This is a genomic window from Streptomyces antarcticus (genome assembly GCF_026627255.1).
In the GTDB taxonomy this organism is placed as follows: Bacteria; Actinomycetota; Actinomycetes; order Streptomycetales; family Streptomycetaceae; genus Streptomyces; species Streptomyces antarcticus.
Window position 1 is genome coordinate 14,292 of the sequence record NZ_JAPNLM010000031.1, and the last position, 12,489, is coordinate 26,780.

At 74.2% G+C, this 12,489-nt stretch carries 12 protein-coding genes; 6 read left to right on the plus strand and 6 right to left on the minus strand.

Annotation, left to right across the window (positions count from 1 at the left end):
- The first annotated feature begins 15 nt into the window (after nucleotides 1-15).
- The 5 genes from OTB16_RS32890 (at nucleotide 16) to OTB16_RS32910 (ending at nucleotide 4,968) form a co-directional block, all read left to right on the plus strand.
- The gene (locus OTB16_RS32890) at nucleotides 16-1,038 is read left to right on the plus strand and encodes a hypothetical protein (protein WP_267725581.1); all 1,023 of its coding nucleotides are present in this window, start codon (nucleotides 16-18) and stop codon (nucleotides 1,036-1,038) included.
- A 501-nt stretch (nucleotides 1,039-1,539) separates the two neighbouring features.
- Nucleotides 1,540-3,240 carry a sigma-70 family RNA polymerase sigma factor gene (locus tag OTB16_RS32895; protein WP_267725582.1) on the plus strand — a complete coding sequence of 567 codons (1,701 nt, stop codon included), beginning with the start codon at nucleotides 1,540-1,542 and terminating at the stop codon, nucleotides 3,238-3,240.
- Between the two features lie 179 nt (nucleotides 3,241-3,419).
- Complete coding sequence (locus OTB16_RS32900) at nucleotides 3,420-3,602, plus strand: hypothetical protein (RefSeq protein WP_267725584.1); 183 nt, start codon at nucleotides 3,420-3,422, stop codon at nucleotides 3,600-3,602.
- A gap of 209 nt (nucleotides 3,603-3,811) precedes the next feature.
- Nucleotides 3,812-4,840, plus strand: a complete 1,029-nt coding sequence (locus tag OTB16_RS32905; RefSeq protein WP_267725585.1) for an FAD-dependent monooxygenase — start codon at nucleotides 3,812-3,814, stop codon at nucleotides 4,838-4,840.
- Nucleotides 4,837-4,968, plus strand: a complete 132-nt coding sequence (locus OTB16_RS32910) for a hypothetical protein (protein ID WP_267725587.1) — start codon at nucleotides 4,837-4,839, stop codon at nucleotides 4,966-4,968. The genes OTB16_RS32905 and OTB16_RS32910 overlap by 4 nt, the downstream gene beginning before the upstream one ends.
- A 51-nt stretch (nucleotides 4,969-5,019) precedes the next feature.
- Here the strand turns inward: OTB16_RS32910 and OTB16_RS32915 are convergent, their stop codons facing one another.
- From OTB16_RS32915 to OTB16_RS32940, 6 genes are all read right to left on the minus strand, one after another.
- Nucleotides 5,020-6,408 (minus strand): HAMP domain-containing sensor histidine kinase, encoded by a 1,389-nt coding sequence (locus tag OTB16_RS32915; RefSeq protein WP_267725588.1) that lies wholly within the window; start codon nucleotides 6,406-6,408, stop codon nucleotides 5,020-5,022.
- Nucleotides 6,405-7,127, minus strand: a complete 723-nt coding sequence (locus OTB16_RS32920) for a response regulator transcription factor (RefSeq protein ID WP_267725590.1) — start codon at nucleotides 7,125-7,127, stop codon at nucleotides 6,405-6,407. The genes OTB16_RS32915 and OTB16_RS32920 overlap by 4 nt, the downstream gene beginning before the upstream one ends.
- A gap of 38 nt (nucleotides 7,128-7,165) precedes the next feature.
- The gene (locus tag OTB16_RS32925) at nucleotides 7,166-7,732 is read right to left on the minus strand and encodes a hypothetical protein (RefSeq protein WP_267725592.1); all 567 of its coding nucleotides are present in this window, start codon (nucleotides 7,730-7,732) and stop codon (nucleotides 7,166-7,168) included.
- Between the two features lie 64 nt (nucleotides 7,733-7,796).
- Nucleotides 7,797-8,606 (minus strand): thioredoxin family protein, encoded by an 810-nt coding sequence (locus OTB16_RS32930; RefSeq protein ID WP_267725594.1) that lies wholly within the window; start codon nucleotides 8,604-8,606, stop codon nucleotides 7,797-7,799.
- A 419-nt stretch (nucleotides 8,607-9,025) separates the two neighbouring features.
- Entirely contained in the window at nucleotides 9,026-9,595 is a 570-nt protein-coding gene (locus OTB16_RS32935) for a hypothetical protein (RefSeq protein WP_267725597.1), read from the minus strand.
- Nucleotides 9,596-9,801: 206 nt separating this feature from the next.
- Entirely contained in the window at nucleotides 9,802-10,686 is an 885-nt protein-coding gene (locus tag OTB16_RS32940; RefSeq protein WP_267725599.1) for a CAP domain-containing protein, read from the minus strand.
- A gap of 317 nt (nucleotides 10,687-11,003) precedes the next feature.
- Between OTB16_RS32940 and OTB16_RS32945 the strand changes: the two genes are divergently transcribed.
- Complete coding sequence (locus tag OTB16_RS32945; protein WP_267725602.1) at nucleotides 11,004-12,377, plus strand: FAD-dependent oxidoreductase; 1,374 nt, start codon at nucleotides 11,004-11,006, stop codon at nucleotides 12,375-12,377.
- Nucleotides 12,378-12,489: the final 112 nt, after the last annotated feature.

The following is a 12,489-nucleotide window of genomic DNA, read 5'->3' on the forward strand; positions in this document are numbered from 1 at the left end:
TCGGGGGTGCGTGGCATGAGCGGGTACGGCAATGGCGGTTACGGCGACGGTGGTTACGGCAATAACGGGTACGGCAGCGGTGGTTACGGCAGTGGCGGGTACGGTGACGCGGCGGGCGGCGGCGCCGTGAACACGCCGCCGGGACACCCCTACGCCCCGCCGGTCCCCCGGCAGGGATACCCGTACGCCCAGCCCGCTCCGCCGCCGGGTTACCCGTACGCCCAGCCCGGCAGCCCGCCGGGATACCCGTACGCGCCGCCCTACCCGCCCGTCCCGCCCCCGCGGGAGCCGTCGCGGGCCCGGAAGATCCTTCGCGGCCTCTACAACCCCCTGTACGCCGCACGGCGGACCTTCCGGCCCGCGCGCCCCGGGATGGTCGACGACCGGGAGGTTCGCAAGCTCCAGTTGTGGCGGACCGGCCTGGGACTCGTGGCCTGGGTGGGCCTGACCGTCACCTACAACGCCGTCGCGAGCGCCGGCGGCATCCACGGCGTGGCGGCCGAACGCCTCGACCAGAGCTGGTCCAGCGTCCTGCTGCTCGTCTGTACCTTCCCCGTCGTCGTCGGCGCCTTCGTGGCAGCCTCGCGGGGCGGCCTGCGCCGGGTGTACCTGCGCCGGTCCCTGCGGCCGCTCGGCTCGGTGCTGGCCATGATGCTGTCCATGGGCACCGCCGCCCTCGCCATGGCACCGGAACTGGCGGGTGTGCGGGCCGCCGGCGGGCTGCCCGGGAAGATCGTCATCGTCCTCATGTTCCTGTGGTCGGTCGGCTTCGCCCTCTACGGCATCGGACTGTCGCTCGTGCACGTCTTCCGCACCGCGGACATCCACGAAGTGCTGCCGCCGATCCTCGCCGGCATCCTGGTGTGGGAGATGGCACTCCTGGACCTGATCATCGGGTCCTACGACCAGGTTCCCCCGGGCGCCCGGGCGGCCTTCATCCTCGGTGCCCCCGTGACGGTCACGGCCCTGTCCTGCTGGGAGCTGCACCGGCTGCGCCGCTACCACGGACTCACGCTCCGTACGGCCCTGCGGCGCTGACAACTCCCGCCCTCCGGACCGCCGTACGCCGCCACACACGTACGCCCCCACCTGTGTCCGTTTCGCGCGACCGCGCATTCCGGTTCGCGTCATCCTCGGGATCGACCCGGAGGCGGGAGGCGGGGAAGTCCCCGGAACGGAAGCCCGGCCCGGCGGGCCCGCCGACCGCCCTCCGGTGGGTCGGCCGCGCTGATCCGCCCCGCCCTCATCGCGCTGTAGAAGACCGGACGGCAGCCTCAACCACTGCACGGATCACCGGTGTTGTCGGCCAGCGGTATGCTTCGTCGGTCCGGGGCCGGACCCGGCCGGCCGGTCCCCGTCGGCGGTCCGACCGTCCGCTCCGGCGGCGCCCGTCGGCCATGCCGATGACCGGCCGTTTGCCTGCAGCCCTGTGAGCGTGCACACTTGCGCGAATTCCGGTCGGGCGCAGCGCCGCACCTCACGACGGATGCGCCCGGAATCCGGCGCGCGGGTCATCAGCAAGCCAATCGGGAGCACGTGGTGAGTATCCCGGGCACTGCCCGTCAGCGGCACCTCCGAACCCTCAGCGACGGGGAGCTCTGCGCCCTGCTGCGCGGGCACGGCACGGAGTCAGACGCCGAGTCCGACACCGACACCCATACCGACATCGACATCGACATCGACACCGGCGCCGGTGACGTGTCGGGCGACGTCAAGGGTGACGTGATGGGCGAGGTGTTCGCCCGTCACCATTCCTCGGTGCTCGCCTACGCCCGCACGTGCTGCCGGGACCAGGCCACCGCCCAGGACCTCGCCGCCGAGGCCTTCGCCCGCACCTACCGGGCCGTCGCCTGGGGCGCCGGACCCGAATACGCCTGGCGGCCGTACCTGCTGACCTGCGTGCGCCGCCTGGCGGCCGCGTGGGCGCGGGAGGGCTCCCGTACGCAGCTGTCCGAGGACTTCGAGGAATGGGCCGCGCGCCTCTCGGACGGCCAGGACGCCGAGGAGGCCGTCTTCTCGGCGGAAGAGGGGTCGCTGGTCCTGCGTGCCTACCGGTCGCTGCCGGAACGCTGGCAGGCCGTGCTGTGGCACGCCGTCGTCGAGCACGAGCCGGCGGCCGAGACCGCTGGACGCCTCGGAATATCGGCGGGAGGCATCGGCTCCCTGGTCGCGCGGGCCCGGGAAGGCCTGCGGGAGGCGTACCTGCGCGCCCACCTGGCCCAGACCGCGAGCGACGAGTGCCGGCACTACGGGGGCCAGATCGCCGCCGCACTGCGCCGGCCCGGCAGACGCCTCCCCCGGGACCTGGGCCGCCACCTCCAGAGGTGCGACGACTGCGCCCGGGCCGAGCGCGACCTGCGCGACGTCAACGGCCGCCTGGGGGTGTTGCTGCTGGGCGGCATCCTGCTGTGGAACCCCGCCGCCTACCTCTCGGCCCTGGGCGGGAAGGGCGCCCATCTCACCGCGGGCACGCTCGGCGGCACGCAGCTCGCCGGAGCCCGGGCGGGCGCCGTGAAATGGGCCGCCGCGGTCGCTGTGGCGGGCACCGCGGTCACCGTGGTCGCCCTGCTGCCCGCCGACACCGGGAGCAGGTCCGACCAGGCCGCCGCACCCGCCACGACGACCGCGGCTCCGGCCGGCCCGATCCCGGTGGCCACGCCGATCGCGGTCATCGGTACGCCCGCGTCGGGGACCGCCCCCGCCACCGCCACACCGCTCCCTTCCGCATCCGCATCCGCCACGGCCAGCGCCGCGCCGACCTCGCCGGCGCCCTCGATCTCGACGCGTCCCGTCGCCGCCGCCCTGGTCAACGTCGGCTCGGGGCTGTGCGTCGGCCTCGGCGCCGGCCCCGAAGGGCCGTTGCGGCTGGAGGAGTGCACCGGCAAGCCCTCCCAGGGGTGGGAGCGCCTGCCCGCCCGGCACCACACCCACCAGCTCCGCAACGCGGAGACCGGCACCTGCCTCGAAGGAAGCACCCGCGGCGGGAACCTCGCCGCGGTCACCCTGCGCACCTGCCGGACCGGCGCGGACGCCTACAGCCAGCTCTGGCGGTTCGATCCGGAGGGACGAGCCGGCGCGTACCGCGTCTGGTTCGTGCCGAGGGTCCCGCACAGCGACTACTCCCACCACCTGCTGGGCCCGCGGAACTGGCCCAAGGCCGACCCGCCGCGTCCGGGATCGGATCTGGTCCACCTGCCCGACTACTACCACTCCGTCAACCTGCTCTTCGCCCTTAGGTGAGCCCCCGCGAGCTGGCCGCGTCCTCGGGGCTCACTCCCGCGCGAGGGACTGAGCCCGAGGCTGGGCCGACGGGCTGGGCTGACGGAGTGGAGCGACGGGCTGGGCTGACGGAGTGGGCCGACGGAGTGGGGCGGCCGGTGGGTCGCATCGGGTGGGCCGGGTGCGGGCAGGAGTCACCCATGCCGAATGCCATTCCTGCACCCGATGACGTCACAGCCGCCGACAGCGGTCCGGCCGGAGCGGGAAGCAGCCCCCCGCTCGGGGCGCCCCCGGGGGCCCCGGCCTCGGAGCTGCTCGCGCTGCTCGACCGTGGGCACCAGCGCGAGCCGGACGTCATCCCGGGTCAAGAACCCCTGTTCTGACCGCGCGCCACCGAAGCCGACGAGAGGACCGGCGGAACACGGAGACGGGCGTGACGGACCGGCGCGTCGGCGGGCTCCGGCCGGGTATCCGTAAAAAGGTCCTGGGGATCTCCGGGAGCCCCGGGGCCCGGGAGCCCAGAACCTCCCTGCAGCGGGACGGGCAGGGGACGCGCCCCGGCCCGTTCGCACCACTTCGTCGAAGGGCCGCCATGCGGACACCCACCGTCCTGATCTCCGGCGCGAGCATCGCCGGACCCGCGCTGGCCTACTGGCTGAACGCCCGGGGCTGGCAGACCACCGTCGTCGAACGCTTCGAAGGGCTCCGCGAGGACGGCCAGAACATCGACGTCCGCGGCGCGGGCCGGGAGGTCGCCCGCCGCATGGGCATCGAGGACGCCATCCGCGCTGCCTCGACCGGTGAGACGGGCACCGAGTTCGTCGACGCCGCCGCCCGCCCGCTCGCCCGCTTCGCGGCCGGAACGTCCGACTCGGGCGGCGCCACGGCCGAGCTGGAGATCCTGCGGGGCCAGCTGTCCCGCATCATCGTGGACCGCACCCACGACGAGACCGAATACGTCTTCGGTGACCGGATCGTTGCCCTCGACGACGCCGACGACGGGGTGACGGTCACCTTCGCCGGTGGCGCGATTCGCACCTTCGACGTGGTCGTCGTCGCCGAGGGCCTGCGCTCCCGCACCCGGTCGATGATCTTCCTGGACACCGACGCCGTGCGCGAACTCGGCTTCTACGTCGCCTACCTGACCATCCCCCGCACGGACGACGACACCGACCTGTGGCGCTGGCACAGCGCCGGCCGCGGTCGCAGCGTCACCCTGCGCCCGGACAACCTCGGCACCGTACGGGCCACTCTCGCCTTCCTGTCCGACGTCCAGGGCCTCGACGAACTCGACCGCGAGGGCATCGTCACGATCCTGCGCCGCACCTTCGCCGACGTCGGCTGGGCGGCGCCCCGCGTGCTCGCAGCCCTCGACGACGCCCCGCTCTACTTCGACGCCGTCGGTCAAGCCCGCATGCCGTCCTGGACCAGCGGGCGCGTGGCGCTGCTCGGGGACGCGGCCTACTGCTCGTCCCCGATCAGCGGGATGAGCACCCGCACCGCACGGCGTTCGCCCGGTACGAGGCGCTCATGCGCCCGTACGTGGACCAGGCCCAGAAGCTGCCGCCCGGCACACCGCGCATCGCCAACCCGCGCGGCCGCGCCGGACTCGCCACGATGAACACCGTCCTGAGGGTCGCCGGCAGCCCGCCCGCCGCGCGCCTGGGCGGCCTGGTGTCGAGGTGGTTCACGCCGCCCGCCGACGCGATCGAGCTCCCCGCCTACCCGCTCCGGGAGACCGCGCACTGACCGGACCGAGAGAGGCTCGGACCGGGAGGGGCCGGACCGCGAGGGCCCGGCCTACCGTCCGCGGCGACGGGAGATGCGGGAGCGGTGTCCGGACGGGGCCGGCGGGGCCAGGGAGAACGTCACCGTGAGGTGCGCGCCTCCGAGCGGTCCGCGGCTGACGCGCATCGTGCCGCCCGTCGCGCTCGCGGCCCGTTGCGCGATGTCGAGGCCCAGTCCCGTGGAACCGGTGCTGCTCCCGCGGGAGAGGGCCCGGTCCGGTTCCGGGATGCCCGGTCCACCGTCCTCCACGATCAGCTCCACCGCCTGGGCCGTGCGGACGACGCGGACGCCGAACGGGGTCCCCGCGGCGGTGTGGCGAAAGACGTTGCCGATGAGCGCGTCGACCACGGCGGCGACATCGTCGTCGGAGAGGCCGACGGCCGTCGGCTCCTGCGTGAGGTCGAGCGAGCAGGATCGGTTCTGCTGCTCCGCCAGGACCGTCCAGAAAGCGGTCCGCCGACGGACGACCTCGGCCGCCTCGCAGTGCGGGCCCGACGACCCGGCCCCGCCCGACGACCGCCCCGCGGACGCTTCCGCGCCGAGCATGCCCTGCCCCATGGGGCCCACGGCGAGCGGGGTGCGGGCCGCGGCGATGATGGCTTCCAGCTCCGCCTCCAGCTCGCCGACCGCCGCCTCCACCCTGGCCGACTCCGCCGTACCGGCCATGCGCTCCGACGCCAGGTGCAGGGCGGTCAGCGGGGTGCGCAGCCGGTGGGAGAGGTCGGCGACGAGTTCGCGTTCGACGGCGAGCAGCTCGTTCATCCGGTGGGCCATCGCATTGAAGGCGACGCCCGCGTCCCGCAGCTCCCTGGGGCCCATGGGGTCCACGCGGGTGTCCAGGTCGCCCTGGCCGAGCGCGTGCGACGCCTGCGCGAGCCGCTTCGAGGAGCGGACGACCTTCGCGCCCAGCCGGTCGGCGACCAGGACGGAACCGGCGATCAGCCCCACGGCGAGGAAGAGCATCACCGCCCACGACTCCTTCACCCCGCGGGTGAGTTCCGCCTCGGGGACGAAGTTCTCGATGACGGCGACCTCGTCGCCCGGCAGCACCACCGGCTGGAGGCAGATCCAGCCGTCCGGGATCTCCTGCGAGATCGATTCGCGTCCCTGCTGCGCCCGCTCGAGCAGGGCCGCCGGTGCCTTGGAGCTGCCCAGGGCCCCGGATCCCGGCAGGTGCACCACCAGGTGCTCGGACGCGTCCAGGCTCGCCGCTGACTCCCGCAGGGCGGCCGGATCCGTCGTCAGGGTGAGCACCGGCGCCAGGGCGGCGGCACGCTGTTCGGCTGCCGTGACGCCCTGCTCCTTGACCAGCGACATCACCAGAGCGGCCAGCGGTATGAGGAAGGAGAGGGCGACCATGGAGGTCACCGCGAGGGCCACTCCGGCCAGTGAGCGTCTCACCGCGGTGCCACCAGCTTGATGCCGACGCCTCGTACGGTCAGCAGGTATCTCGGGGCCGCCGCGCGTTCCCCGAGCTTGCGGCGCAGGGAGGACAGGTGCACGTCGACCGTCTGGTCGTCCACGTACGGCTCGCGCCAGACCTCGGTCAGCAGACGCCTCTTGGAGACGACCTGGCCGGTGTGCCGGGCGAGGAACGCCAGCAGGTCGAACTCCCGGCGGGTGAGCCGCAGCTCCTGTCCGGCCAGGTGCGCGGTCCGCGCGCCCGGGTCCACCGACAGGTCGCCCACCGTGGTGGCGCGCGGCGGCTCGGCGGCCGGCGCCGCCGCCCCGGCCGCGCCGCCGCCGGCGGGCGGCAGGCTGCCGGTGCGCCGCAGGACGGCGGAGAGGCGGGCGAGGAGCTGGCCACCGGAGAAGGGTTTGACCAGGTAGTCGTCGGCGCCCGCGTTCAGGAGGGCGATGATCTCCGCCTCGTCGTCGCGGGCGGTGGCCACCAGTACGGGTACGGAGGAGATCCCGCGGATCATGCGCAGGGCGTCCCCGCCGTCGAGGTCGGGCAGCCCCAGGTCGAGGATCACGGCGTCGACGGACGACTGCGTGACCTCGCGCAACGCACCGAAACCGTCGCCCGCGCTCCGCACGGCATACCCGTGCTCCGTCAGGACCTCGATCAGGGACTGGCGGATGCTGGGGTCGTCTTCCACGACCAGGACGCTCGGCATGCGGACACCTTAAGGGGCTCGTCGGGAGGGGCCACCCCTCAGGAGGCGGCGAACGTCGGGCCGTCGTCCGTGACGCGCAGGCGCACGGGGCGGTCGGCCACCGGGATGGTGCAGCCGTCCCGCGTACTGCAGCTCGCGTAGCCGAGCAGGACCGTCGCCTCGCCGTTCCCCGAGGCGCGGACGGCCAGCGTCGTGGTGACCGGGCCGTCCGGGTAGACGGGGACCGGGGCGTCGACCCCGGGCACCTCGATCGACCGCACCTCCGCGGCGGCCCGCAGGGTGCCCTCCGCCCCGAGGGCGCCGGTGACGGACACCGTGGTCGGCCGGCCCACGCCCTCGATGCCGGTGGGCGGCAGATCGGTGCTGTAGAGGTGGAAGCCCCTGGCCTCGGGCGTGAAGACCGCGGTGAGGGTCCCCTTCGAGGCCTTCCAGCCGGAGACCGAGAGCGTGACGGTGACGCCGTTCTCGGAGAAGCGCGTCGTGGGCGCGGGGCCGCCGGACGCTCCGGCGGGCTCCCCGCCGCAGGCCACGAGGGCGGCCAGGGGGACGAGGGCGGCCGCGACGCGGGCCCTTCGGGAGCGCCTCACCCGGATGGAAACGTTCATCGGCGTACCTCTGTTCGTGCGTCGCGTATGGGACCGGCGGCGGGCTCCGCGGTGAACGGCGCCCTCACAGCGCCCACTTGCGCAGGAAGGAGCCGATGCCCTCCGCTGTCAGGGGCGGGTTGCCCGTGACGTGCGTGTCGGTGCGCGGAGTGCCGGACGGCGAGACGACCACCAGGACGGGCATCGTGTACGTCCCGCCCGAGGGGCTGTACTTGCGCAGGAGCGCGGAATTGGCGGAGCTGTCGCCGCCGATGTCGACCTTGACGAGGTGGTACGAGGCCGCGAGCAGGGCCGAGGTCTGCGGCTGGGCGAACACCTTGTCGGCGGCCTTGCAGTTGCCGCACCAGTTCGCGCCGAAGTCGAGCAGCACCATCCGTCCGTCGGCCTTCGCCGCGCGCAGGGCCGCCTCGATCTGCTTCTGCGCGTCGGCCGAAGCGTCGTAGCCGGGGCCGGGCACGCGGGCCGGCGCGGGCGCCGCGGACGTCCGCGGGGGCTTGGAGGGCGTCCCGGTGGAGCCGCCGGAGCCGGTTCCGGAACCGGCACCGGTGCCCGTACGGGTACTCGTACGGGAGGGGCTCGGCGAGGAGCCGGCCGGCGGGGCGGTGGCGGACTCGGACACCGGCGCGGACGGCGAGGCCGACGGTGCCGGGGGCGCCTCGGAGGACGCGCCCACCGACGCCGCGCCGGTGGCAAGCACCGCCGCGGACGACGGGGCGGAGGGCGCCGAGGAGCCGACCGGCTCGGAGGAGGGCCCGCACGCGGCGGTCAGGCCGGCCGCGACGAAGGCCGCGGCGACCAGGGGCAGGCGCCGCCCGAGCGGTGCGGCGGAGCGGGGAGACACCGTGCGGCGTTCGGCGCGGACGGATCGGAGCATGCGAGAACTCATGGCGGAGACACCCCAGGGCAAGGTTCGGACTGCGGGATGGGCGAGGCACACCCCGGATCGGAGCAACCGGGGCCCGACGGTTCACCGGTTCTGTGTCCCGGTGCCGGGGGCCGCTCGGCTGACGTGAGCATAGGACCGCTCGCGGCCCGCGGAACCGCGTCGGCGCGATCTTGAGGTTGCCCTAAGGAACAGCTCACCTTCCGCTTCGGCGGAAACCGGTGCACGCGCGTTCACAGCACCATGAACTCCGCCAAACGGTACGGGAGTCGCCAAGCGGTACGGATCGGTCGCTGGTCGCTGGTCGCTGGTCGCTGGTCGCTGGGCTGGTCGCTGGGCTGGTCGCTGGTCGCTGGGCTGATCGCTGGTCGCGGTCGCCCGTCATCCGTCCCCGGTCGGCGCGCCGGGCTTCAGAACGAGGTCTCGCGCACGCTGGCCTTCGCCCCCGGGACGACCGTCGCCGTGATCACCGACCGGTGGCCGCCGCTGGAGAACGTGACCGTGAGGGTGTCGTCGGAGCTCTGCGAGGTGGTCGTCTTGAAACCGCGGCCGGGGATCGCCGAGATCAGGCACACGCCCTTGCTCCCGTACCGGACCGTGACCTTGCCGCCCTGCGAGGGGACGGTGTGCAGGCCCGCCCCGCCCTGCTCGCAGTCGACGTCGCTCCTGGGCGCGCTGGTCCGCGGGGTGCCCGCCGAGGCCTTCGCTGGGGTGGGCGTGGGCGAGGCGGACGGCCGCTGCGTCAGCGTGGGCGAAGGGCTCGCGGAGGCGGCCGCGGACGGGGACGGAGAGGGCTGCTCCGGCGACGGACTGCCCGCCTCCCAGGCGGGGGGCGTGTCGATGACCACCGGGGCGGAGCGCGCGACCGGAGGCGTATGCCTGGTCGACCCGACCACGAACTGGACCGTCGCGAGCACGGCGGTCACGCTGGCGGCCGTACACGACAGCCAGATGAGCAGGTAGCGCGGAGTTCGGGGCACGGCCCCATAGTGGCCGACGCGCGGCGCGACGCGTCACCGGCACCCCCCGAAGGCCGGCGCCGGGGGGCGGGGCGCGCCGGGAACGCCGACGTCCCCCGGACCCGGGGAGGGGTCGGAGGACGGGCGGGGCCGATCGGCGGGCGGCGTGGGGGTTTCCGTCAGCCGACCGGCCCGGGGAAGGGCACCGGCAGGGGGCCGGAGCTCCGCTACTTGCCGGTGCCGAAGTTCTGCGTCCACCACGGGCCGCCGTCGCCCTTGTGGACGCCTATGCCGATCTCGCGGAAGTCACAGTTGAGGATGTTGGCCCGGTGTCCGGAGCTGTTCATCCAGGAGTTCATGACCGAGGCGGCGTCGGCCTGCCCGCGGGCGATGTTCTCGCCGAGGCGGGACCACTTGTATCCGGCGGCCTCCACACGGCTGGTCATGGTGGACCCGTCGGGACCGGTGTGCGACATGACGCCGCTGCGGGCCATGGTGTCGCTGTACGCCCGCGCGGCGGCGCTCAGCTTCGCGTTGGCCGCGAGGGGGCCGCACCCGGCCGTCGCCCGCTCCTTGTTGACCAGCGAGAGGACCGCGGACTCGGCGTCACCGTTCACGGTGCCCGAACCGCCCGAACCGCCCGATCCGCCGGAGGTGCCCGTACCGCCGGAGCCGCCCGAGCCGCTGCCCTTCGTGGGGGAGGGCTTGGGCGCCGGCTTGGCTGGCTTGGCGGCCGCCGACGTGGCCGGAGCGTTGTTCGCCTGGATCGAGGGATCGGCGGGAGCGGCCGATTCCGAGGCGCCGGCGTCGGGGGTCGCGGACGGGCTCGCGCTAGCGCTCGGGCTCCCCGAGGCCGAGGCTTCGGGGGTGCCCGTCGGCGTCGCGTCGGCGGGGGCCGCGGGCGGCGTCGCCGACGCGGTGCCGGACGCCGTACCGACCTGGCCGCCGGCCTGCCGGTCCGTACGGTCCTCACCGTCGGAGTCGGCCACGGCGACCCCGACCGCCACGACCGCGGCGGCCGCGGTGACGGACAGCACGATGCGGGTGCGCGCCGACTTCTTCCGGCGCGCCTCGACGCGGGACGGGGTACCGAGAGTTCGGCTGCGGCTCATGCAGGTAACACCTCACTGGAGAGGGAATGAAGGCGAGTTGGCCCGAGCGTAGGCCCGTGACCAGCCAAAGGAGCACCAGGGAGCGGTTCTTCAGGGTCCCTTAAGGAAGCCCGCAGGTTCGACACAGGGACGATCCGGGCATTGGTCCCAACTCGGTACGTCCGCCCGGGCGCCGACGGGGACGACGGGGACGATCGGGCCGCCCCGTCGTGCCGGCCGCCGGCCGCCGACCTGCACCGTGACGGGCGAGGCCGGAACGCGACCGAAGATCGTCAAGCAGTAGGCTCTGCCCGCAACACGACGCGAAAGGGTACTCGGTGGCGCGGGTTGCGGTGATCGGTGGGGGCATCAGTGGGCTGGGGACGGCGCTCATGCTCGGCAGGCGGGGCCACACGGTCACGTTGTTCGAGCAGGACGCCCGGGAGGCCGGGGACGACCTGGACCGGGACTTCTACCACTGGGACAGACCCCGGAGCCCACAGGCTGTCCAGCCCCACTCGTTCCTCGCGCCCGTACGTACCGTGTTGCGCACCGAGACCCCCGATGTCTACGCGGACCTGCTGGCACGCGGAGCCCGGGAGTACCACGACTTCGACTGGTTCGGCGAGCATCCGCCGCACCGGGCGGGCGACGAGGACCTGGTGACCCTGCGCACCCGCCGGATCGTGCTGGAGGCCGCCTTGGCCGCGGCCCTGCGCCGGGAACGCACCGTAGAGATCCTGAGAGGCCGCCGGGTGCACGCACTCACCTTCGGGGAGGGCCGTCCCCACCGGGTCACCGGCGTGCGCGCGGGCGAGGAGACGCACCCGGCGGACCTCGTCGTCGATGCGGCCGGCCGGCGCTCACCGGTTCCCGCCTGGCTGGTCGCGGCCGGCTGCCGCCGGCCCGTGGTCGACAGCCACCGCGCCGGGATCGCCTATCTGTGCCGCTGGTACCGCCTGCGCGCCGACGGCCCGCGCGACCCCGGACGGGTGAAGACCGGCTCGGCGGCGCCGTTCGCGATCGCCGGGGTCTTCCCCTCCGACAACGACACCTTCGCGGTGAACCTGGTGCTCTCCACGGGCGATCCCACGCGCGGAGCGCTCACCGACCCCGCCGTTTTCGAAGCCGCCGCCCGCCGCTTCCCCGCCACCGCCGCCTGGCTCGACCTCGACCCCGAACCGCAGTCCGCCGTCCTGGCGATGGCCGGCCTGGACAACCGCTGGACCAGCCTCGCCGACGATGACGGACCCGTCGTCACCGGCCTGGTCAACGCCGGGGACAGCCTCATCCACACCAACCCCACCCTGGGCCACGGAGCGGCCCTCGGCCTGCGCGCCGCCCAGTACCTCGCCACGCACGCCGACCGGATCGCCGCAGACCCCAGCGGCTACCACACCTGGACGGAACAGGTCCTCCGCCCGTGGTTCGACGCGCAGGTGACGGCCGACCGCTCCAACGAGAAGCGCCTCGCCGAGAGTTCACCCCTCTCCGATCGGCGGGCCGCCGCCCTGGGCGCCTGCGCCTTCGACGATCCGGTCGTGATGAGGGCCCGGGCCGAGGTGCGCCATCTCGTGCGCCCGGCCCACGAGGCCTACGGCACCGACGAAGTGGACCGGCACGTCACGGCCTGGCTGGACGCCCACCCCGACTTCTCGCCCGCGCACGACGGTCCGACCCGAGACCAGTGGGACGCGCTCCTCCCCGCCTGAGCGCGCTCGCGGGTGCCCGCCGGCCAGGTCCGGATCCGGATGGCGCCGCCGCATCCGGATCCCGATGGCCTGCCCCGCCCCGCCCTGCCCGGATCCCGATGGTGCCGGTACC